The organism is Archangium sp., assembly GCF_057119385.1.
Genome location: NZ_DBNGVP010000188.1, coordinates 53,290 through 74,402, shown reverse-complemented (window position 1 = coordinate 74,402; position 21,113 = coordinate 53,290). Strand labels below are relative to the sequence as shown.

Genomic DNA, 21,113 nt, shown 5'->3' with positions numbered 1-21,113 from the left:
CCGGCTTTGGCGAGGTTGAATTCAAGTGGACAATGCTGCTTAAAATGAGGCTGCACCGAGGAGGTTCACCGCCGCCAGTGTTTCTGGCAGATCTGTTTTTTGAAATCCGCGAAGTTCATTCGTTTGTGAGGCTGTTCTGGGCATGTGTAATGAAAATGGGAGTCAATTCCTGCCCATGTGGTTTGGTCCTGCTTTAATTGGTCACAGAACGGGCATCGTTTCTCGTCGAACGGCTGGCCACTTAATAAGCAATTTTCAGTAGAGCATGTGCCGCTGGGCGGCGATTGCGAAATCTCCTTTGAGTTCGGCCCCGTTCCCACCGGATGTTTCGCGCTTGCAACCGCATTGAGCCAATCATTGTGGATTGGGCTGAGGAGGTTGTATATGCCCTCGCTGGGATTGCCAATCCAGTCTGGCTTAGATCCATCTGCGGCAATGCCGGCGATTTGAAACCCGACGGCAAGCGCGAACCACGCCGCGCGTTTCTGGTGGCTTTTGGTCTCACTGATTTTGCCCGCTCCAATCACCTCGGCAACACGATGCCCGCCTCCTTCTACCCAATACCAGTCAGACTTTGCTCTGCACGTTTGTTTTGTTGCCGAGTGAAGGCGCGAGCCGCTGTGGCGTGATGGAAGAACGGCAGGGTTCGCTAGCGGGAGCAATAACCCTAGGCCCACCGTTGGGTTTGTTTCAAATATCTGCGGTCCAGCGATGCCCCAATCAATGGCTGGATGCAATCGGTACTGTGGGCCTTTCATGGTTGCTGCTGCAGCGAACGTCAGAAGGTAAGTCGCTACAATGAACGGCTGTCCGTCGCCTCCATTGAGTGGGGCGGCAACACATCTATTTTGAAACTGCCCTGACTGGCATCGCTCATCGACCCAGCGGTTCGTTGGTCGCGGCGGACCTGTGTGACTCACCGGGCCATCAATGACAACGATGGCCTTATCCAGTTGCCCCACAACGCGGCAGTCCATCAACCAACCCACGGCATCGCTTAACTGTACCGTCGAACACCACACCGCATCCGAGCCCTTACGGACTGTAAATCGCTCTGGACCCCACTCGCTCGGCAGTATGTTCTGATTCACTGCGATGCTGCACGACGGTGTGCTCTCGGACCAGCCCACGTCAATGCCGATGACGGTTTGCATCTACCCCCCTGGTGAACCTTGGTGTGTAGGATATCGTTAAGTGTAGGAGAAATCATAGGTGTAGGAGAAATCATCGGATGTGTCCTGTGACTCGGGCACCCTGCTCAATGGCCGGGCCCAGCTGGGGCCCGAGTCCAACGCGCCGAACACCGTGGACACGTGCACCGACGGCACCAGCGGGGGCTACCACTCCGACGAGTCGCTGGACCGGCTGAAGGTGTCCACGGTGGATGGTTCGCCCCTCGCGGCTGGGAAGACGCTCCGCATCGAGGCCACGGTGTGGGGGTACTCCGCCTTCTCCTCCGACTACCTGGACCTCTACTACGCGCCGGACGCCAGCGCGCCGAGCTGGACGTACCTCGGCACGATGACGGCAACGGCGGCGGGCTCGCACGTGCTCTCCACGATGTACACGCCGTCCTCGGGGAGCGCTCGCGCGGTGGTGCGCGCCGTGTTCCGCTACGGTGGCAGCCTCTCCTCGTGCGGAGGGGGCGCCTACTCGGACGTGGATGATCTCGTCTTCAGCGCGCAGTAGCGCGTGAGACGGGGAGGGCAAGGGAGTGGGCTATGAGCCGCTTCCGTGCCCTCAAGGCTCGTGGGACCGTGCCTCAGAGGGCGAACTCGGCCCCGAGCGTGAGTCCCAGGCGCACTGCCAGGGTGCTCCAGGTCTTGGTGAAGCGGAACCCGGAGATCTCCTGGCTCGTGTCGAAGAGGTACTGCTGTTCGAGCTGGACGAGCATGTCGGCACGTAGCCAGATGCGGTCGGACATCTGCCGCCGTGCTCCCCCGGACAGACCCAGCAGCCAGCCCAGGCGCGGCCCGCTCCACACACTCACTCCCTGCTCCTGGAGTTGACGGATTTCCGTCTCGAAATCGTGGGTGGGCACCAGGAGCGACAGCCCCACGCGACCGCCACAGAGGAACTCCGTCTTGTTGTTTACCGGCAGCGCGTACTCGCCGATGGCGAAGGCCTCGTTCAGCACGCCGAAGCCGAACTGGTTGCCACCGCCCGCGGCGTAGTTGCCGAAAATGCGCAGGCCGGCGCCCAACCGCAGCCGCTCATTCAGCATCGGCGTGGAGGTGGTCAGCCAGGCTGTTGCGGACAGGAAACTCAGGCTGGTGTAGTCGAAGGACTCATCCGTGAGCGAGCTGTTGACGCTCCATGAGCCCGTCATCTGCGAGCTCTCGAAGAAGAGGTCACCCCCCACGCCCACGCGTATCTGGCCCGGCATCTCCAAAGCCTTCGGAGTGGACGCGGCCGAGGCGTGGGCCCGTGGAGTGGAACGGAGTTCCTCCTTCGCCGCCACCTTCGTGGGGCTCGGGGTCGAGGGAGCTTCGCTCGGCGAGTTCTTCGTTGCGTGTTGCGCGACGAGCGGCGCGAGCTCGTCCTTCACCTGCTTCCGCATGGATTCGAACAGCGTCTCGACCTTGGGGGCGACCTGCACGGGAAGCTTCGCATCGGGCCGTAGGAGCAGTGCGGCCCTGAAGGACGCGCTCCCAGGCCCCTGTTTGCCCATCTCGCACAGAATGATGCCTTCATAGAGGGAGAGGGTGATCTCCTCTTCCGTTCCACGAGGCACCTGGCGGGCGAGTTGGACTCGATTGAGGGCGAGCTCGTAATCGAGGCTTTCGTACAGACGGCTGATGGAGATGAGGTAGTTCTGGATTTCTCCTTCGTTCGCGGCACGCGCGCCGAAAGGAATCACCAGTACGATGAGCAGGCGGATTACGACCTGTCCGGCAAGAGATCCGAGGGGGGTTCTCACGTAAAGATTGCTCCCTTTGGGTCGAGCTTATCCCTCCTGGCTCACGCGGCCGGGCAGCACTTGCCGCAGGCAGCGCGAGATGTCTCCGCGCCAGGTCCACTGCTGGGGATGGCCGAGCGCGGCTTCCATCGAGGGCGGAAAGACGAACTGGCTGGGTCGGCCCAGGTGGACCGAGCCAGTGAGGTAGAGCCGCTTGTCGGCGGTGCCCGGGCACGTCACCTCCCATGTTGTTCCCAAGTACGACGGTGAGGTTCACCTGCTTGCCCGTGCGGCGGCGTGGATCTGGCAGATGCCGAGGTCCTATCCGTTTGAACCGTGGGCGCAGAGGGGTGCACGGTCCCTATGGACAATTGACATTTCGATGAGGCTCTCACTCGGGCAACTTTTCAGGCAACGGTGCTCCCATGAAGGCTTCGAGGGCCTTCCGGGCATGGTCCTTGAGAGCACCCATGCTCACGGCATCATCGAAGTCAACGGATTGCACCATGTCCCGGAATCGCGAGAGTGCGGCGATGCACTCCTCGGGGTTGGGAACGACCTTCGATTGTACTCTCGCCTCGCGTTCAACCAGGTCGAGTACCAGGGTTGCATCTTCATGGAAGAGTCTTCTTAGTTTCGCATCACCCTCGGAGCGGCGGATCTCGTCTAACGATTGCCCCATCGCGATATGTCCTAAACCATTGAGGGCCGTGGCAAGGCGGGCGGCTTTCTGGCTGGTGGGATCCAAATACGGACTCCTTGTTCGCGGCCGGCGCAATGACTGAGATTGTTCATTCGCTGAAGCAAAATGGTCCGATGAAAAAGTCCTTCCCGACGATCGGAACGAAGCCGAGGGCCGTACCAGCCCGGACAGAGCCGCGAAGGCAGTCGAACTTGCACCATTGCTTGAGCGCGAGATTCTTGAATACGTCTGGAACTGGCTCCGGGCATCCACGGCAGCTTCCCTTGCCGCAATGGGTGACAGGGCAGTAGGCATTGACCTCTTTGCAGAAAACCCTGTCAGGGCACCCGTACTCCATGCACTCATACATGGGGTATATTCCGTCTTTGCCCGACGCCTGAATGACGTTCGTGCCTGCTTGCCGTTGAACATCCAGGTACTTGAGCAGCTCTTCCGCTGCTTCTCTGTAGGCCCGCTCGTCTGGCTGTGCTTGTTGCGCTGCTGCCTCATTGTCCGTGAGAACATCTTCATGACGGCTTGATGCAGAGGACGCGCAACCGCTAGCAGCCAGGGCACTGACGACGTACAAGAGCCAGCGGGGAAGGCGTTGATTTGCGGTGCACATGGCATCCCCTCGAGCGGAGAGCGGCAGGTGCAACTATAGCGTATTCCCGGGCAATACCTCGCGCAGGCAGCGTGAAATGTCGCCGCGCCAACTCCACTGCTGCGGATAGCCGAGCGAGGCCTCCTCGAAGCGCACCCCGTCGCGCCACAGCGTGGCGGGCATGTGCAGGTGGCCGCTGACGACGATCTCCGCGCGGAAGCGCAGGTGCCAGTCCTCCGTCTTCTTCGTGCCGCACCAGATGGAGAAGCGGGGGATGCGCGGCAGGCGCACGTGCTCGTAGCGCAGCGGGAAGTGGTTGATGAGGATGGTCGAGCAATCCGGCGGCAGTTGCTCCAGCCGGGCGATCGTCTGCTCCACGCGCGCCGCGCACCAGGCGGACCGGCTCGGATACGGGTCCGGGTGCAGCATGGCCTCGTCGGTGCACAGGATGTGGTGCTCCATCGCCCAGGCGATCGCGTCCTGCTCGGCCACGTGGTCCGGCCGGAACGAGTAGTCGTAGAGCAGGAACATGGGCACCAGCACCCGGTGCGGCCCCTCGCCCGGCCAGCGGGGATACGGGTCCTCGGGCGTCAGCACGCCGTGCGAGCGGCAGTGCTCCACGAGCTGCTGGTAGCGCGCCTCGCCTCGGAGGGCGGGCTGCTCACGTGCCATCGTCCACAGCTCGTGATTGCCGGGCACCCACACCACCTTCTGGAAGCGCGCCGTCAGCGTGCGCCAGGCGAACTCCATGTGCTCCAGCGTCTCGCCGACGTCTCCGGCGACGATGAGCCAATCCTCGGGGTGGGGGGCGAGCGATTCGAGCGCCTTGCGGTTGTGCTCGTAGCGCACATGGAGATCACTGAGGGCGTAGAGCTTCATGGTGGGGGGCGCGGACCGTCCACATTACTGGACTCCCGAGCGGCGTGGTCGTTTCGCGTGCGCTTTTCCTTCGGGCGTCCTCAGGGCACCATGGGGCTCGCGCTCCGGCCTTCCGAATGACGAACGAGTCACCCCAGGCACGTCATGCCCGGAAACCTGCTCCCCAGGCTCCCCAGTCCCCGGCTCCCAGCCACGAGCCCGCGGATCTCATCGTGCGCTCGGTGCTGCCGGAGGATCTGCTGTCCGCCCTGGAGAGCGAGCGCGCCCTGTACCGCTGGGTGATGCTCAAGGGCGCCGAGGACGTGCGGCTGGAGGACGAGTCGATGCTCGGCCTCACCCCCCGGCCCGCGGCGGACCCGAGCTGGGGTGGGGGACAGCTCATCGGCTTCCTCCCGGACGAGCGGAAGTTCATCGGGGAGATCGTCCACGTGGACCCCACGAACGGGCGCGTCTTCCTCTCCACGCGCTCGCTGAGCCACATCCCGCCCGAGGTCCTCTCCGCCGAGCGCTGGGCCTTCCAGCCCTATGACTTCTCCGAGGCGCTGCTGGCGGCCTCGCGGGCCTACGACTCGCGCGGGCCCCGGGTGCGCGAGGCGCTGGACCGGGTGCGCGGCATCATCCCCGATGACGGCGTCGGCCCCTCGCCCGGGCCCGAGGACCTCTGGGAGAAGCCGTGGGCGCTGCTCTGGGGGCCACCGGGCACGGGCAAGACGGAGACGGTGGCGCGGCTGCTCGCGCAGGCCATCCAACGCAACCCCAAGGAGCGCATCCTCGCGGTGGCGCCCACCAACCGGGCCGCGGACACGCTCGCGCTGCGCGTGGCCCGCATGTTGTCCAAGGCCGGGGCCCTGCACGCGCCGGACACCACGTGCCGCATCTTCCGGGGCGGCATCGGCGTGGGCCCGGAGCTGACGAACGCCTTTCCCGCCGTCCTCCAGGACGCGCGCTACCAGAAGCAGGCGGCGCGCGTCGAGTACATGGAGGAGCGCGTGCGCCGCGAGTACCTCGAGGGGGCGCCTCCCTCGCGGCTGGCCACGGTGAAGGCGGAGCTGCGCAAGGTGCGCGATGGCATCACGGACGAGACGCTCTTCGTCGCCCGGGAGGGGCACGCCACGCTCATGGTGCTCACCGTGCACCGGGCGCTGCGGCTCGTCTCCGAGCTGGAGGGCGCCGAGCGTTTCGACCGGCTGGTGGTGGACGAGGCGGGCATGGTGTCGCGCGCCGCCGTGGGCCTGCTGGCGCCGATGGCGCGCAAGGTGCTGCTGGGCGGAGACCCGAAGCAGATCGGCCCGGTGAGCCGCGCGCTGGAGGGCGTGGAGCGGCCGGTGCAGACGTGGATGCGCGGCTCGCCGTTGTCGCACCTGGAGGACGCGAAGGCGGCGGTGGAGTCCTCGCACGTGCTGCTGTTGCGGACGCAGCACCGCATGCACCCTCAAATCGGCTCCGTGGTGAGCCACTTCAGCTACGCGGGGATGCTGGAGGACGGCGAGGGCCCGCGCACCCGGCAGCCGAAGACGGTGGACGTGTACCCGGCGGCGCGGGCGTGCTGGGTGGTGCTGGACGAGGCCACCCGGGACGCGCGGCGCGTCTGCCACGAGCGAGGCGAGTCGGGGCGGGGCTACCGGCGGCCCTTCTCGGCGGAGCTGCTGGTGGCCCTGGCCGCGCCCGCGTTGAAGGCGGGACTGAAGGTGCTGGCGGTGACGCCGTACCGGGCGCAGGCGGCGCTGCTGCGGGCGCTGGCGCAGCAGAAGGGGTGGAGCGAGTCGCGCTTCCAGGCCTCCACCATCCACCGGCAGCAGGGCACCGAGTACGACGTCGTGGTGGTGGACACCGTGGCCGCCGGGCGCCCCTTCCCGCCCAGTGAGCTCACCCCCATGCTCAACGTGGCCGCGAGCCGCGCCCGCGAGTACCTCTTCGTCCTCTCCTCTCGCGCCGAGTCCGAGGCCGCCATCCCCTCGCAACTGCTGGAGCTGCTGACGCCCGTGGCCCCCAGCCTGGAGCCCCGTCTCTCGCTGCAGCCGCTGCTGGTGATGCCGGGTGTGCGCGCGCAGGCGGCGAAGCGGCCCGAGGGGCTGGGACAGGAGATTGATTCGCTGCGGGGCATGGGGCCGCTCTTCACGCAGGAGCAGGTGGCCCTCTTCGAGCGCCGCTTCGACGACGGGCACCACCTGGTGCGCGGGGTGGCGGGCAGCGGGAAGACGTACGTGCTGGCGCAGTGGGTGGCGCGCTACCTCGCCGAGCACCCGGACGCGCGGGTGCTGGTGTCCTTCTTCAACAAGGCGCTGACGCCGCTGCTCTCGAAGCTGTTGGTGGCGGCGATGCGGCAGCGGCTCGGCAAGCGCGCGCAGTTGATGACACAGCGGGTGACGCTCATGCACGTGACGGGCACGGGCTCCTTCGCGCCGGAGAGCTTCGACGCCGTCTTCGTGGACGAGGCGCAGGACCTGAGCGCCCCGGAGCTCGCGCACCTGTATTCGCTGGCCCGTCCGCTCTCACGCGGCGAGGGGCCTCCGCTCAAGGCCTTCCTGCTCTTCGCGGACGACTCGCAGAACGTGTACGGCAACAGCTCCGTGGAGGCCCTGCGCAAGGAACTGCCGGACCTCGACTTCACCGGCCGGGTGCGCGTGCTGCACGAGACCTTCCGCTCCACGCGCCAGGTGTCCGAGCTGGCGTTCAACGTGGTGTTGGATCCGCTCGGGCTGCACCGGGTGGCCAACCCCGGCATGCGCGAGTTCATGCGCGCCCACGAGCTGCGCGAGCAGGGCCTGCTGGAGGAGCCGGTGCCGGGCGTGGACGGGCTGTACCGGCTGCGGGCCACCGAGCGCGAGGGCGTGGCGCCGGTGGTGAAGGCCTTCGACTCGGCGCAGGCGGAGGAGGCGTGGCTGGTGCGCGAGGTGAAGCGGCTGAGCCGGGAGGAGGGGGTACAGCCCTCGGACGTGCTGGTGGTGGCGCCGGTGCGGCCCGCGCGGCTCGCCGAGGCGTTGGAGCGCGAGGGCCTGAAGGCGGTGGCCTTCGGTGGGCGCAGCGGCCAGGACGTGTCCGGCTTCAGCGTGGGGCGGGTGGACTACCTCCGGGTGACGACGGCCTTCTCGTGCAAGGGGCACGAGAGCCCGGTGGTGTTCTTCTGCGGCGTGGACGCCCTGGACGACATGTCGTGGATGGAGACGAAGCCGGGCCGCACGGAGCGCGAGCTGGAGCGCACGCGCCGTGCGCTCTTCTACGTGGGCGCCACGCGGGCCATGGTCCGCCAGTACGTGAGCGGGCTCGCCGGGGCGCGCTTCACGCGGATGTCACTGGAGTACGCCCGGGCGCTCGCTCGCGGGGTCCGGTGAGGCCTGGACAGGACCTGGCAGGTGCATCGTGGTCATGTCGCCGTTTCCGACCTGACAGGTCCCAGGTTTTTGGCGCCCTCCGCGCTCCCGGCCCAACCTGTGAGGTTGGCGGGGGGGTCCCCCTCCCGGCTGCTCAGACCCACATTGACCCCCTGGGGGCCGCCGGGTGAAATTGCGGCCATGAGCGACACCGAGGACACCCAGCAGTACAAGGTCGTGGTCAACCACGAGGAGCAGTACTCCATCTGGCCCGCGGACCGGGAGAACGCCCCCGGCTGGAAGGACGCCGGCAAGTCGGGCACCAAGGCCGAGTGCCTCGAGCACATCAAGCAGGTGTGGACGGACATGCGTCCGCTCAGCCTGCGCAAGAAGATGGACGCGCAGAAGGGCTCGTGACGTACCCGCCCGGGCTCGCTTCCGGGCCTACTTCGGGGCGGCCGTGCCGGACATCAGGAAGGCACGCAGCCGCTCTGGAGGGCAGGGCTTGAGCAGCACGGTGACGTGGGGCGGGATGATGTCCCGCGAGGGCAGCTGGGTGGTATGCAGGCCGCAGAGCAGGTGGGGCGTGCGCGCCCGCAGGGCGGCCAACAGGGTCAGCCCGTCCATGCCCGGGAGGATGTACGCGGCGATGACGACCGTGGGCGCTTCCTCCTCCGCCATCCGCAGCGCCTCTTCCCCGCTGGTCGCCATGCGCTTGGTGCCCGGCATGTCCCGCAGGAGCCGGCGCAGCGCGGAGAGCTGCAGCGGATCCTCGTCCACGAAGAGGTAGGAGGGCAGGGTGTCCGCGGTCATCCGGGACCTCCAGGATCCGGTATGTAACGTGACGGGTCCTCGGATGGAGATACTACCCCAGTCGTCCTGGGAAACCAACCTCCCGAGTCATATTGCCACCGGTGAACCACTCGGGTCCCGGGACAATGGCAAAAAAGCTCGCAACCAGGTTGGGAGAGAGCGCGCGCGCAGCCCGGCAGCGCCTCAACCTCACACAGGAAGACGTGGCGGAGCGCATAGGCATCGCCACGGAGGTGTACGGGCGGCTGGAGCGAGGCAACATGCTTCCGAGCGTTCCCACCTTCCGCAAGCTGTGCGCCGTGCTCTCCCTGTCCGCGGACGAGGCCCTGGGCCTCACCACCGAGAATCCCCTGCCCTGGACGCCACCGGCTCCTTCTCCCGAGGTGAGTGAGCCCGCGGAGCTGCGCCGCCTGCTGCGGCGCGCCCGCCAGTTGGATCGCAACTCGCTCCGGGTGCTGAGCCTCGTGGCCGCGCACCTGGGGCAGAAGAACGGGTAGGGAGGGTGCCTGTCTCACGGTGAGAGCCTCGCGCGCAGCCGCTTCGCCGATGGAAATCCATGGAAGAGCACCACCTGCGGGTGAGCCTCCAACAGCGCGCGTGCCTGGGCATCCTTCGCCAGCGCCCGATCCACCCCCAGCAGCAGTCCCGCATCCGGACGCGAGCGCAGCTCCTCCATTCTCCTCGACAACGGGCCCGCATGCCATGCGTGGAAGAGCTCCAGCGCCACCTCGCGGCCCGTCTGTCTGTGACGGAACGTGAGATCCGGCACGCACAACCCGGCCGCCCCCATGTGGCGCGGCAGGGGCAGCAGGTCCAGCTCCCAGTCCGCGTCGTCGAAGCCCTCGGCCAGGGTGGCCACCTCGGGCGGGATGTGGCCCAGGGCGGAGCCGTGCGGTGAGACGAGGGGATCCTTGTCGTCCAGCACCAGCGTCACCCGCCGCCGGGGGCTCTCCAGGGCGGCGGTGAGCTGCCAGCGCTCCAGCACCGGCACCACGGAGAGGAAGCTGGCCAGCTGCAGCCCGTACTTCTTCTGCAGCGCGAGCATGGCCCCGGGGCCCTCCACCTCCAGCACCCAGTCCTCGTCCTCGCGCCGCACCTCGGCCACCAGCCGGCAGAACTTCAACCAGCGCAGCACCTTGCGCACCCGCAGCAGCTCCGGGGCCTTCGCCCGCAGCGTCAGCCGCCGCGCCTCGAAGAGGGGGCCCTGCGCCAGCGCCAGGTTGTAGCGATCCAACAGCTCCGCGGACGTCAGCGCCTCCCAGCCCTGGAGCCGGCGATGACCGGGAAGGTCCGCGTAGAGGGCCTCGCGCAACTCGGGCAGCGGGCGCGGGAAGGACTCGGACAGCCGGGCCTCGTAGGCCTCCACCGTCGCGTCCGCGGGCAGCGAGCGCAGCACCCGGGCCGCCTCGCGGAAGGCCGTGGCGCGCGCCTCGGAGATGCCCTCGGAGGGCTCGTCGAAGAGCATCCGGTCCACCAGCAGCTTCACCAGCCCCCGCGCCACCTTGGGCCGCGAGTGCGCGCCGGCCCGCAGCGCGAGCGTCTCCTCGAGGTCGTCCCGCGAGCGCCCGGCGCCCGCCGCCACCTCGGCGATGAGCTCCGTGGCCAGGGTCCGCAGCGCCAGGTCCTCCCGCTTCACGAAGGAGGGGCGCAGCTTCCCGTCGCGCACGCGGAAGAGGAGCAGCTCGCGCGTCAGCACGCCTCGCCCTCCTCTTCCTGGTAGGCCCGGTGCTGGCGCCGCCGCTCGCTGATGGAGGCCTCGGCCGTCTGCGCCGAGCACACCTCGTACAGCAGCGCGCGCTTGCCCGGGCGCTGGCGGAGGATTCGCCCCAGCCGCTGCACGTGCTCGCGCACGCTGCCACTGCCGCTGAGCACCACGCCCACCCGCGCCTCCGGCACGTCCACGCCCTCGTTGAGCACCCGCGAGGTGAGCAGCACCGGCAGCTCTCCACTGGCGAAGGCGGCCAGCAGCGCCTTGCGCTCGGGCACCGGCGTGTGGTGCGTCAGCGCGGGCAGCAGCAGCCGCCGCGCCAGCGTGTACACCGTCTCGTTGTCGTCGGTGAAGACGATGACGCGGTCCTCGCGGTGCTCCAGCAGAATCCGCCACAGCACGTCCTGCTTGGCGCTCGAGGTGAGGGCGATGCGGCGCTGCTCCCGGTACCCCCGGTAGGCCGCGCGTCCTTCCTCCGTGCGCTGGCTCTCCGCGAGGAAGCGCGCCCAGCCCTCCGGCACGTCGAAGCGGATGCCCCGCTGGCGGATGAAGCCGAGGTAGCGCGCACGCGCCTCGTCATGCCGCGCCTGCTCCTCGGGCGTGAGCGGCACCTCCACCCGGCGCACCTCGTACGGGGCGAGGTAGCGGCCCTGCAGCTCGCGGATGTCCGTGCGGTGCACCAGCGGCCCGAGCAGCTCCGCGCACACGCGCTCGCCGCCGTCGGTGCGCTCCAGCGTGGCGGTGAGGCCCAGCCGGTACGGCGCCAGCGAGCCCTCGGCGATGAAGCGGTAGCTGGGCGCCGGCAGGTGGTGGCACTCGTCGCAGATGAGGAAGCCGAAGCGGTTGCCGTGGAACTCCGTCTGCATCGCCGCCGAGTCGTACGTCGTCACCGTCAGCGGCTGCCGGTCACTCACCCCGCCGCCCAGCATCCCCACCGGCAGGCCCAGGTGCTTGGACAGCACGCCCTGCCACTGCGTCATCAGGTCCAACGTGGGGACGACCACCAGGGTCGGCCGCTTCACCCGGGCGATGGCCAGCACCGCCAGCAGTGTCTTGCCCGCGCCCGTGGGCAGCTCCACCAGCCCCCGTCCACCCGCGGCGCTCCAGGCCTCCAGCGCCGCCTTCTGGTACGGGAAGGGCTCGATGGGCGTGGCCAGCCCCACCTCCAACGGCTCGAAGCGCTTCGCCCGGTCTTCGTAGGGCAGGCCCCGCTCGCGCAGCCTCAGCACCACCTCCCGGTAGTGCCGCGCCGCCGCCCGGTACACGCCGGTGCGCGTGTCCCGCTGGAAGACGGCCCTCAGGGTGTCGTCTTCCGGCAGCGTGGGCGCCACCAGGGTGCCGCAGTCGAAATGGAGCTCGGTGGCCATCAGGTCGGGAACGGGGGAACAGCCGGGAGTAACCCGATCTCCGCGCCAACGCCAGAGCATGACTTTCGAGGTCGGCTCACTCACGGTCCGCAGCATGCTCGCAGAGGAGACTTCCAGGGGCTTTCCAGGCAGGGAGGCGGAACAATGTTGGAAAATGAACATTCCCGGCGGAATTCAGGATGACCGTGGAGGTCGCACCCGGACCCACCGTCCGAGGTGGGGTGCTGCCGGGGGAGCGAGGGCTCGGGCCTCTCTTCACCTGCGTCGGGCGTTCCCGGGCGCTACCCTTCTCCCAACGCCATGCGCCGCATCGTCATCCTCAGCCCGCACCGTCCTTCCCGAGAGCTGCTCTCGCGCCTCCTGGCGGAGCCGGGCCTGTCCGTCGCCGCCATGTCGGACGCGGATGAGGCCCTGGACTGCATCGCCGAGGAGGAGCCGGCCCTGGTGGTGGTGGACGCGCGGCGGCCGGACGAGGACCAGCCCCTGCTGCTGGGACTGCTCAAGCGGCGCCACCCGCGTCAGCCGCTCATCACCCTGGTGCCCGGGCGCCTGCGCGTCTTCGACGGCAGCGAGGAGCGGGTGCGCGACGTGCGGGACGGCTCGGCCGAGGGCCTCCACCTGCTGCTCAGCGAGCTGCAGCGGGCCACGCGAGACTTGCTCGCCCAGCACCTGCTGCGGATGCTGCGGCCGCCCACGGGCGAGGCCTGAGCGGCCTCCCAGGGGACGGCGTGGCCGGAGGGCCCCGGTGCGTGGGGCCCTCCCGCGTTCCACGGGCTCAGCTCATGGGCTCAGCTCATGGGCTCAGAGGTGCAGCCGGTAGCCCACGCCCGCGGCGAGGAAGCCGCCGATGTTGACGTCACCGGTGGTGAGGAAGCCCACGCGGGTGAAGTGGTAGTGGACCTCGGCGAAGGCGCCGCCGGGGCCCAGCTTGTACTCGAGGCCGCCGAGGAGCTGGAAGCCCAGGGTGCCCTCGGTCTCGGTGTACGTGCTGCCGAAGGCCTCGGCCTGGGCGCGGTGCAGGTAGAGGCCGGGGCCGGCGCCCACGTACGGGGTGAGGGTGCCCTCGAAGCGGTAGACGGCCGACAGCAGGATGGCCATCTCGCGCTCGGTGAGCGTGTAGGGCGCGTCCCCCGGCAGCTGCGGATCGCTGAGCGTGCCGCGCACGTCGGGCTGGTGGAAATTGAACTCGGCGACGATGGCCAGGCGGTTGTCGAGCAGCGGGGTGAGGTAGCCCGCCTCGGCGCCGAGGAAGAAGGCGCCGTTGAGCGGGGTGGTCGTCTTGAAGAAGCCCAGCTTGGGGGCCAGGAGGATGCGGCCTCCGGGCTCCGGGGAGGCCGCGGCGGGGGCGGTCTCCTGCGGGGCGGGCGTCTGGGCGGGCGCGGCCGTCGGGGCGAGCGCCAGGAGGGTGAGGAGAGGAAGGGCGTTCATGGTGGTGCGCTCCCGGGTGCCTAGTAGATGAGGCGCTCGACGGTGTCGGTGGGCGTGCCGCCCGCGTCATTGGGGAAGCCGCCCGCGGCGTAGACGAAGGCGCGGAAGAGGACGTTGCCGGAGAGGTAGCGGGGGCCGCCACTCAGGTACGCCACCGAGGTGGCGCCGAGGGTGCCGTCGAAGCTGGTGGGCGCCGTGCACCTGGCGGGATCCCTCGTCGTGCCGCCGCAGACGAGGTTGGAGCGGAAGGCGAAGCCCGCGCCGCCCGTGCCGCCGGCCTGGAAGAGGTAGTTGGAGGCGATCTCGGCCCAGCCACCATGTGTGCTGGCGGTGTTGTAGGGCGCCTGGGTGAAGGCGGGCGCGGCGGTGGGCCCCGCGGAGCTCTTCACCTGGGCCGTCTCGATGATGCCGGTGCCCGTGAGCGGAGCGCCTCCCGCGTCGCCGCCCACCACGAGGAGCCAGGCGTCCTGGCTGTTGTCCGGCGTGGCGGGGGTGAAGGCATTGGGGGCGGTGACGGCGTTGGCCACGGCGAGCGAGTGCCGCTGACGCGCCCGGGTGAGGGTGCCCGCGGCCGAGAAGGTGCCCAGGTCCGCGGTGTTGGCGGTGAAGGTGGCGCGCTCGACGCTCGCCAGGCTCGTGCCCGCGCTGGCGCAGCCGGTGCCCACGGTGGAGCAGAAGCCGCCGGTCACGTACACGGTGTCATCCACGAGCCGGGCGGCGGCGTTGCCGCGCTCCTGGAGCAGGGTGCCCGCGCCGGCCCACTTGCCGAGGGCTCCGGGCGGCAGGGGCGCATCGCCCGCGGGCGTCGTCGTGCCGGTGTCGGTGTAGCTCACGGGGGGCGGGGTCGCGCCCGTGCAGTCCGAGGCGGGCACCTGCTCGAGCAGCAGCTCGCTGCCCGAGGCCGCGTTGGCGCCCACGGTGCGGTAGATGCGGTAGCCCGTGGCGTTGGGGAGGCAGGGCCAGGTGAGGGTGGTGGAGCCTCCGCCCGCGGCCCCCACCGTCACCGGGTACTCGTCCGAGGGCAGCGTCTCTCCACCCGGGTTCTTGGGGTCGGTGGGGGAGAGGATCGCCGACACGCGGTAGTAGAAGGTGCCCGCGGGGAGGCTGCCGGGTGCGTCCACGGTGGGCGGCTGGAGCGCGGGCGCGTCCGCCACCTTGAGGACCTGGGCGCGCTCCACGGTGGTCATCGCCGTGCCATCGGCGCGGATGCCGCCGAGGACGAAGACATAGGAGGTATCCCCGGGGACGGTGCGCACGACGGCGGTGTGGCCGCGCCGGGCGACGGGGGACGCGCCCGCGCCCAGCGGCGAGCGCTCGAGGGTGAGGAAGGTGCAGGTGCTCCCGGTGCACTGGCCGCCGAGCTCGCCGAAGAGCGTGACGGGGGCCACCTCGACGGAGGCGAGGGCGGTGGTGCCGTTGGTGCCGCCCAGCGCGTACAGGTACGGCTGGCCGAGGTCATCCGTGGCGACCACGAGGGGGAAGTTGGCCCGCGCTCCGGTGAGCTTCGTGGTGAGGGGGGCGACCTTGGTGCCCGCGTTCGTGGGGTTGGCGGCGGGGTTGGTGACGATGAGGCCCGAGTAGTTGGCGTAGGCCGGGTTGTTGGTGTTCTGCACGCGCACCACGTAGAGGCCCTCGCTGAGGGCGAAGCCTCCGGTGGCGGCCACCTGGGTGCCGGTGGGGGTGTACTCGACGCACTTGTCCGCGGCCACGTTGGTGACGAGCGCGCGCAACTCGGTGGTGCCCGGCGTGCCGGTGGCGGTGAGGTCGCACGCGCGGATGTTCTGGCTGCCGATGGGCTTGAGGAGCAGCTGCACCTTGGCGTTGGCGCCGAAGTTGCTGCCCGTCACCACCAGCGGGTTGGTGGGCTCGGTCAGGCCGTTGGTGGTGATGGCGCTCGGCGCGATGGAGGTGATGGAGGGCGCCGGGTCCTCCAGCACGGTGAAGCCGTTCTCCGCCGTCACCGAGCCGGCGGCGCCGCTGGGGTCCTTCACGCGCACCGCGTAGGGGCCACCGGGGACGATGCCGTTGGGGCACTCGGGGTCGGTGAGGGGCAGCGCCGCGTTGCCCGAGCAGGTGGGCACCACGGCGGTGACGGTGTTGCCGTTGACGAAGGCCGCGCGCCGCAGGGGAATCTCCACCGGCTTCGTGGGGTCCGTCTTCAGCGGCGCGAAGAGGACGATCTCCGGCAGGCCACCGGAGAAGGTCTGGTCCTCGGCGCGGGAGGGCGTGTTGAAGATCGTGATGGACTGGTTCTGCCGCCGCCAGCCGAAGCGCGGGTCGAGGGTGAGCGTGCCCAGGCGCACGAAGCTGACGACGAGCCCCTGGGGCAGGGTGAAGGCACAGCCCTCGGGGTTGGTGAGCACCACGTCGTAGGTGCCCGCGGGGGTGTTGGGCGGCACGTTCGCCGTCACCCGCGTGGTGGACACCACGGTGACGTCCGTGAGCGTCACCTCGGGGAGGCCGGCGCCGCGGATGACCACGGTGGGGGCCTCGTCCGCGCGGAAGCCCGTGCCCACGAGCTCCACCGGGGAGGGGGCCGTCTGGGTGAAGCCCTCCGGCGCGGTGGCGCTGGTGAGCGTGGGCGGGGGCACCACGAGCAGGGCGTCGGCGAGCTGGCCGGTGGTGCCGCTCGGGTTCTTCACCTCCACCGAGTAGTTGCCGGGCGCCAGCTCCTGGGCGGGCGAGGTGTCACGGGTGGGCACGTCCACGTCGAGCTGGCTGGCGCTGACGAAGAAGACGCGCTCGCGGGGGAGCGTGGCGGTGGAGGCGCCCCGGAGCGTCACCTCGGGCAGGCCCACGCGGGGCGAGTCGGTGAGCACGTCCTGGGGCATGGGGGCGAAGCCGCTGCCGGCCAGCGACACCCGCCACCCGGCGGTGCCGCCCTGCGCGTTGCAGACGCGGGCGGGCTGGAGGCCGGGCTGTCGGGGGTTGGTGGCTCCGGAAACGGACGGGGTAGGTCCCTCGGTGGTGCGGGAGCACGCCACGAGGGTGAGCAGCGCTGCTGCGACGGGAAGACGCAAGGGGTTTCCTCCTCGAACCGGTAGGACCCCGCGTGCCGGGCGGCGGTCACTTTCCGTGTGGAAGAGGCGCCACCGGGAGTGCCGGTGTCAGTGCAGGAGGCCGTCTCCCGCGGCCGGGGCGGACTCACTGTGGGCCACCTTCAGCGGGGCGAGCCGCTCCAGGACCTCGCGCTCCACGCGGGTGCCGGTGGAGGGAAGGCCGAGGCCCTGCTCGGTCCACTCGGGCAGGAAGAGCAGGGGGTGGGCCTCGCCGGTGTAGCCGAGCTGGACGAGCTGGTCCGGCTCGAAGGTGCGGCAGCGCTGGGGACAGCAGTGGAATGCCGCGAGGACACGGTAGAGGCCCTCGGGAGGTAGGGGCTCGAGGTGCTCGGCCCACGAGGCGTCCGGCAGCGTCGTACCCCGCGCGTGCCAGCGAGCCCGGTTGGCTGCCCAGCCGCTGGGCAGGTAGAGGCCGGGGCCCGGGTCGCCGTGGTTGTGGAAGTAGACGAGCCGCCCGGCGGGGATGTGCGTGCCGAGCGCGCGGCGGGTGCGGTAGAGGCCGCAGGGGGGAAGGCTCATGGTGGAGTTGTAGTGCGGTTGGGAAAGGTTTTTCCCTCTCCACGGAGTTTTTTCCGGTCCCCGGACTCCCCTTCGCCGTCCCATGCACGGGACGGTTCTCCAACCCCCTGGAATCACGAGGTGCGCGTCCGGACGGGGGCGTCGGCACGGCATGTGCTCATGCCTCCATGCGCAGGACGGGGCGGTGCTGCTGGATGGGGTTGGATGGGGTGGGTTGGGCGGTACCGTGGGGGGCCTCGCGACGGGGCGGTGGTGCGGGGGTTGGGGGCGGATGGACCGCCCGTCGCGGGGTAGGTGGGTGGGGAGGGCGAGGGGTCGCCCTGTGTGGAAGCCCGGCCGGGTCACACCGGCCGGGTGTTCGCATTGCGGGCGGAGAAGAAGGCCAGCACCTGGGCCTCGCCCCAGTAGGACGGCGAGAAGGGACTGCCGGCGACGAAGCCCACGTGGCCACCGCGCTCGGTGACGACGGCGTGCAGCGCGGGATGGGCCGCCACGTCCTGGGGGTGGGTGGAGGCGGGGATCATCGGGTCATCCTTGGCGCTCAGCAGCAGGGTGGGGCGGCGGATGGCGTGCAGGCGCGGCCCCGAGGAGGCCTCGGCGTAGTAGTGGGTGGCGTCGCGGAAGCCGTGGAGCGGGGCGGTGACGGCGTCGTCGAAGCCGCGGATGGTGCTGGCGCGCTCCATGGCGGCGCCGTCGAAGACACCGGGGAAACGGCGGAGCTTCTCGCGCGCCTTGCTCTTGAGGGTGCGCAGGAAGCGCGCGCGGTAGAGGCGCTGGAAGGGGCCGGGCCCGTCGAGCGTGTCGGCGCAGACGCCCAGGTCGAAGGGGGCGCTCACGGCGGCGGCGGCGTCCACGAGGGAGTTGTCCCCTGTCTCCTCCATGAGGCGCAGCAGCACGTTGGCGCCCAGGGAGAAGCCCGCGGCGAAGAGCGGGCCGGTGAGGCGGGCGCGCAGGTGCTTGATGACGGAGAGCGCGTCGCCGATGTCGCCCGAGTGGTAGGAGCGGGCGAGGCGGTTGGGCTCGCCGCTGCAGGAGCGGAAGTTGATGGCGGTGGCGCCCCAGCCGCGCTCGGCGGCGCCGCGGAGGATGGCGGCGATGTAGCCGGAGCGCGAGGAGCCCTCGAGGCCGTGGAGGGTCACCACATGGGGAGCGCCCTGGGGGCCGTCGAAGGAGTCGAGGTCGACGAAGTCTCCGTCGGGCAGCTCCCAGCGCTCGCGCTTCAGGGGCGGGGCGTGGGTGGGGCGCGCGAGCGTGGCGAAGATGGTCTGCGCGTGGGGCGAGGCGAGGCCGCGCGCGGGGGCGAAGGGCTCGGTGGGTTGGAAGGACACGAGCGGGGGGATATCACCCGCGGCGGGCCTCGCGCATGGAGGAACAGCCGCGCGCGCGCAGGGCTTGGGCTTCCTCGGTCAGCTCGAAGAGGGCGAGGTACTTGCCCACGCGCTCCTCGAGGGTGGGGGCGTCGATGAGGCGGCAGACCTCGTCGGCCTGGTAGGCGCGGCAGACGTCGGGGCGCCGGTCATAGACGGAGCAGAGGTTGTCGGCGGTGAGGTGGGGGCAGCGCATGCCCAGGGGCTTGTCGAGGGCGGCGATGTCGGGCGCCACGCAGCAGGCGCCACAGCGGGTGCATTCCATGGGCATGGGAGGGGCTCAGCGCACGGCATCGCCGGCGACGATCTCCGCCGAGCCGAAGTTGTTCACCTCGAGGGGGACGGACTGGCCCTTCTTCCAGGTGAGGAACTCGGCCTCGCTCTTGGGCTCGTGCACGTGCTCCTGGGTGTCGCCGTCCTCGTAGCCGATGCGCACGGCGTACTTCTCCTCGCGGCGCAGCCGGTCCAGGGGGCCGGGCTCGAGCGCGGGCCAGCGGGGGGCGCAGTCGTGGCCGGACTCCACCTTCTTGTCCACCGGCTGCCAGACGTAGGTGTCGTAGGTGCAGCTCACGTCGTAGACGGGCTCGGAGCGGTAGCGCGTGCGCGTGTCGCAGTCCTGGTAGGACTTGCTGCAGTACTTGGGCTCGTCCCGGCACGTCTCCTTCATGTAGCCGTTGCCCATCTTCTTGCGGGTGCACTTCTCCGTGGTGCCGCACTGCTCTCGGCGCGTCTTGGTGGAGCACACGCGCTCGGTGCCATCGGCCACCTGGCGGGTGCCGCGCTGGCGGGGGAAGCAGGCGCGGATGTTCTCCACGCCGGCCACCTCGCCCGTGCCATTCACCGGCATGCGGGACGAGCGGACGCTCAAATCACTGCGCCAGCCCTCGCGGGACACTCGCTGGAAGGTCTCCCGGTGGATGGTGCGCGTCCACTCGGTGGTGGTGACCTGGCCGGTGACGCCGTGGGTGCGCGAGCCCCAGTACATGCACGAGCCGAACACGGTGAGGAGGCCGAGCCCCACGTAGAGCCACTTGCGCCCGGAGCCCTGGGTAGCCGGAGGGGGCACGGGGGCCGAGCGGCGGGGACGGGGGGCCTCGATGGGCTCCTCGGGCTCCTCGGCGAGGGCGCGCGAGGTGGAGGAGCGCTCGGCGCGGCAGTTGCGGCAGATGGGGGAGTCGCCGCGGTTGGAGGCGGAGCAGTAGTCGCAGAACCAGTCGGCCCCGGCCTGGGCGGCGGAGAGGGCCTTCTCGTCGGTGACGCCCTCGCCGAGGGACTTGCCGGTGGTGGCATCCGCCTCACCGAAGTCGAACTCGGACTCCTGGCCCGTCTCCTCGCGCGGGTTGTTGCAGCTGGGGCAGCTGCGGTGCCTCGCGAGGATGTTCCGGGCATCGCAGGAGGTGCAGTTCCACGTGCCCTCGATGATGCGGGTGCGTTCGGCCATGGCCGCATCCTAGCGGTTCCTCACACCCAGAGCCCACGGGGGGCCGGGAGGAGAGGGGTGATGGGGGGCAGGCCGGGGCGGAGGGGCCGCACCATGGGCAGCGAGCCGTTGCGGGCCACCCGGGTGATGCCGCCGCCCTTGAGGAGCTCGAGGAAGGTGGCATGGGAGGGCTCCTCCCACAGGACCACGCGGGAGAGGCCGCAGCGGGAGGCCTCGTGCCGGGCGGCCTCCAGGAGGGCCCAGGTCTCCGAGGCGGAGCGCGCATCGAGCATCAGCACCGTCAACTCCGGGCTCCGGCCCACGAGTCCCCAGAGGATGGTGGACGTCCCGGCCCTGGCACCGGCGGAGGTGGGGCGGGAGCAGCCGAGGTGCCCGGCGTAGATGCGGCCGCGCTCCAGGTGCCAGTCGAGCTGGGCCGGGGTGGGCCAGAAGAAGAAGGGCACCTCGGGGTGGCGCAGGTGGGCGAGGGCCGTGGCGAGCTCGTCCTCGCGCAGGAGCGAGTCCACGGGCCCGGCGGGGTCTCCCGGGGTGGGGGACAGGTGCCAGTCCCAGGCGGGCAGCTCCTGGTAGCCCGAGCGCGCGTAGAGGCGGGGGCCCACGTCGGAGAAGAGCAGGGCGGCGTGGGCGCGAGGCTGGCGCTCCAGCTCGGCGGCGAGCAGGTCCATCAGGCGGGTGGCGTACCCTTGGCCGCGCAGCCGCTCCTCGGTGAAGACGCTGGCGATGGCGAAGCTGTCGCCCGGGACGAGCGAGCCCCCCGGGATGCGCAGGAAGCTGGGGGTGCGGAACGTCTCGCAGGAGGCGAGCACTGCGCCGTCCTCGCCGCACAGCAACCAGGTGCGCATGGCCGAGCGGGACCACGGGTGGGCGCGCAGCCGTTTCTCCCGGGCGGCGTACTCCTCGAGGGAGAGGAACTTGCCCCACTCGGAGTAGGTGAGCGCGTCGCGCTGGACCATCTGTTCTTCGGAGGCGGCAACCAGGTGCATGCGTCAACTCCCTCTCCCACTGAGACGGGGCTGGAGTGGGGATGTTGCACACG

General features: G+C 69.9%; 21 protein-coding genes. 5 read left to right on the top strand and 16 right to left on the bottom strand.

Annotation, left to right across the window (positions count from 1 at the left end; all coding sequences use genetic code 11):
• Nucleotides 1–65: 65 nt before the first annotated feature.
• Nucleotides 66–1,154 carry a hypothetical protein gene (locus AC16DP_RS44165; protein ID WP_329726988.1) on the bottom strand — a complete coding sequence of 363 codons (1,089 nt, stop codon included), beginning with the start codon at nt 1,152–1,154 and terminating at the stop codon, nt 66–68.
• A 79-nt stretch (nt 1,155–1,233) separates the two neighbouring features.
• Between AC16DP_RS44165 and AC16DP_RS44160 the strand changes: the two genes are divergently transcribed.
• Nucleotides 1,234–1,689 (top strand): hypothetical protein, encoded by a 456-nt coding sequence (locus tag AC16DP_RS44160; RefSeq protein WP_329726987.1) that lies wholly within the window; start codon nt 1,234–1,236, stop codon nt 1,687–1,689.
• Between the two features lie 73 nt (nt 1,690–1,762).
• On the opposite strand, the gene AC16DP_RS44155 is transcribed toward AC16DP_RS44160, so the two are convergent.
• The 5 genes from AC16DP_RS44155 to AC16DP_RS44135 form a co-directional block, all read right to left on the bottom strand.
• The gene (locus AC16DP_RS44155) at nt 1,763–2,920 is read right to left on the bottom strand and encodes a hypothetical protein (protein ID WP_329726986.1); all 1,158 of its coding nucleotides are present in this window, start codon (nt 2,918–2,920) and stop codon (nt 1,763–1,765) included.
• A gap of 27 nt (nt 2,921–2,947) precedes the next feature.
• A complete protein-coding gene (locus tag AC16DP_RS44150; protein ID WP_329726985.1) occupies nt 2,948–3,139 on the bottom strand; it encodes a hypothetical protein in 192 nt (63 codons plus the stop codon).
• Nucleotides 3,140–3,290: 151 nt separating this feature from the next.
• Entirely contained in the window at nt 3,291–3,647 is a 357-nt protein-coding gene (locus tag AC16DP_RS44145; protein ID WP_329726984.1) for a hypothetical protein, read from the bottom strand.
• Between the two features lie 43 nt (nt 3,648–3,690).
• Nucleotides 3,691–4,239 carry a hypothetical protein gene (locus tag AC16DP_RS44140; protein WP_329726983.1) on the bottom strand — a complete coding sequence of 183 codons (549 nt, stop codon included), beginning with the start codon at nt 4,237–4,239 and terminating at the stop codon, nt 3,691–3,693.
• Nucleotides 4,240–5,064 carry a metallophosphoesterase family protein gene (locus tag AC16DP_RS44135; RefSeq protein WP_329726982.1) on the bottom strand — a complete coding sequence of 275 codons (825 nt, stop codon included), beginning with the start codon at nt 5,062–5,064 and terminating at the stop codon, nt 4,240–4,242.
• 116 nt (nt 5,065–5,180) lie between these two features.
• Here AC16DP_RS44135 and AC16DP_RS44130 point away from each other — a divergent pair, with 116 nt between their 5' ends.
• Nucleotides 5,181–8,396, top strand: a complete 3,216-nt coding sequence (locus AC16DP_RS44130; RefSeq protein ID WP_329726981.1) for an AAA family ATPase — start codon at nt 5,181–5,183, stop codon at nt 8,394–8,396.
• 180 nt (nt 8,397–8,576) lie between these two features.
• Nucleotides 8,577–8,792 carry an MbtH family protein gene (locus AC16DP_RS44125; protein ID WP_043407274.1) on the top strand — a complete coding sequence of 72 codons (216 nt, stop codon included), beginning with the start codon at nt 8,577–8,579 and terminating at the stop codon, nt 8,790–8,792.
• A 27-nt stretch (nt 8,793–8,819) separates the two neighbouring features.
• Here AC16DP_RS44125 and AC16DP_RS44120 read toward each other — a convergent pair whose 3' ends face one another.
• Nucleotides 8,820–9,188 carry a response regulator gene (locus AC16DP_RS44120; protein ID WP_329726980.1) on the bottom strand — a complete coding sequence of 123 codons (369 nt, stop codon included), beginning with the start codon at nt 9,186–9,188 and terminating at the stop codon, nt 8,820–8,822.
• Between the two features lie 203 nt (nt 9,189–9,391).
• Between AC16DP_RS44120 and AC16DP_RS44115 the strand changes: the two genes are divergently transcribed.
• Nucleotides 9,392–9,685, top strand: a complete 294-nt coding sequence (locus AC16DP_RS44115) for a helix-turn-helix transcriptional regulator (protein WP_414640681.1) — start codon at nt 9,392–9,394, stop codon at nt 9,683–9,685.
• A 14-nt stretch (nt 9,686–9,699) separates the two neighbouring features.
• On the opposite strand, the gene AC16DP_RS44110 is transcribed toward AC16DP_RS44115, so the two are convergent.
• Together AC16DP_RS44110 and AC16DP_RS44105 are read right to left on the bottom strand one after the other, a co-directional pair.
• Nucleotides 9,700–10,884 (bottom strand): DUF790 family protein, encoded by a 1,185-nt coding sequence (locus AC16DP_RS44110; protein WP_329726978.1) that lies wholly within the window; start codon nt 10,882–10,884, stop codon nt 9,700–9,702.
• Nucleotides 10,878–12,263, bottom strand: coding sequence for a DEAD/DEAH box helicase (locus tag AC16DP_RS44105; RefSeq protein WP_329726977.1), 1,386 nt, complete (start codon nt 12,261–12,263; stop codon nt 10,878–10,880). The genes AC16DP_RS44110 and AC16DP_RS44105 overlap by 7 nt, the downstream gene beginning before the upstream one ends.
• A gap of 300 nt (nt 12,264–12,563) precedes the next feature.
• Between AC16DP_RS44105 and AC16DP_RS44100 the strand changes: the two genes are divergently transcribed.
• Nucleotides 12,564–12,971, top strand: a complete 408-nt coding sequence (locus AC16DP_RS44100) for a response regulator (RefSeq protein WP_329726976.1) — start codon at nt 12,564–12,566, stop codon at nt 12,969–12,971.
• A gap of 93 nt (nt 12,972–13,064) precedes the next feature.
• Here the strand turns inward: AC16DP_RS44100 and AC16DP_RS44095 are convergent, their stop codons facing one another.
• The 7 genes from AC16DP_RS44095 to AC16DP_RS44065 form a co-directional block, all read right to left on the bottom strand.
• Nucleotides 13,065–13,691, bottom strand: coding sequence for an outer membrane protein (locus tag AC16DP_RS44095; protein ID WP_329726975.1), 627 nt, complete (start codon nt 13,689–13,691; stop codon nt 13,065–13,067).
• Nucleotides 13,692–13,711: 20 nt separating this feature from the next.
• Entirely contained in the window at nt 13,712–16,711 is a 3,000-nt protein-coding gene (locus AC16DP_RS44090) for a hypothetical protein (RefSeq protein WP_329726974.1), read from the bottom strand.
• Nucleotides 16,712–16,798: 87 nt separating this feature from the next.
• Nucleotides 16,799–17,269 carry a hypothetical protein gene (locus AC16DP_RS44085; protein WP_329726973.1) on the bottom strand — a complete coding sequence of 157 codons (471 nt, stop codon included), beginning with the start codon at nt 17,267–17,269 and terminating at the stop codon, nt 16,799–16,801.
• A gap of 341 nt (nt 17,270–17,610) precedes the next feature.
• Nucleotides 17,611–18,597, bottom strand: coding sequence for a YheT family hydrolase (locus tag AC16DP_RS44080; RefSeq protein WP_329726972.1), 987 nt, complete (start codon nt 18,595–18,597; stop codon nt 17,611–17,613).
• Nucleotides 18,598–18,610: 13 nt separating this feature from the next.
• A complete protein-coding gene (locus tag AC16DP_RS44075; protein WP_329727000.1) occupies nt 18,611–18,901 on the bottom strand; it encodes a YkgJ family cysteine cluster protein in 291 nt (96 codons plus the stop codon).
• Between the two features lie 15 nt (nt 18,902–18,916).
• The gene (locus AC16DP_RS44070; RefSeq protein ID WP_329726971.1) at nt 18,917–20,077 is read right to left on the bottom strand and encodes a hypothetical protein; all 1,161 of its coding nucleotides are present in this window, start codon (nt 20,075–20,077) and stop codon (nt 18,917–18,919) included.
• 20 nt (nt 20,078–20,097) lie between these two features.
• The gene (locus AC16DP_RS44065; protein WP_329726970.1) at nt 20,098–21,060 is read right to left on the bottom strand and encodes a GNAT family N-acetyltransferase; all 963 of its coding nucleotides are present in this window, start codon (nt 21,058–21,060) and stop codon (nt 20,098–20,100) included.
• Nucleotides 21,061–21,113: the final 53 nt, after the last annotated feature.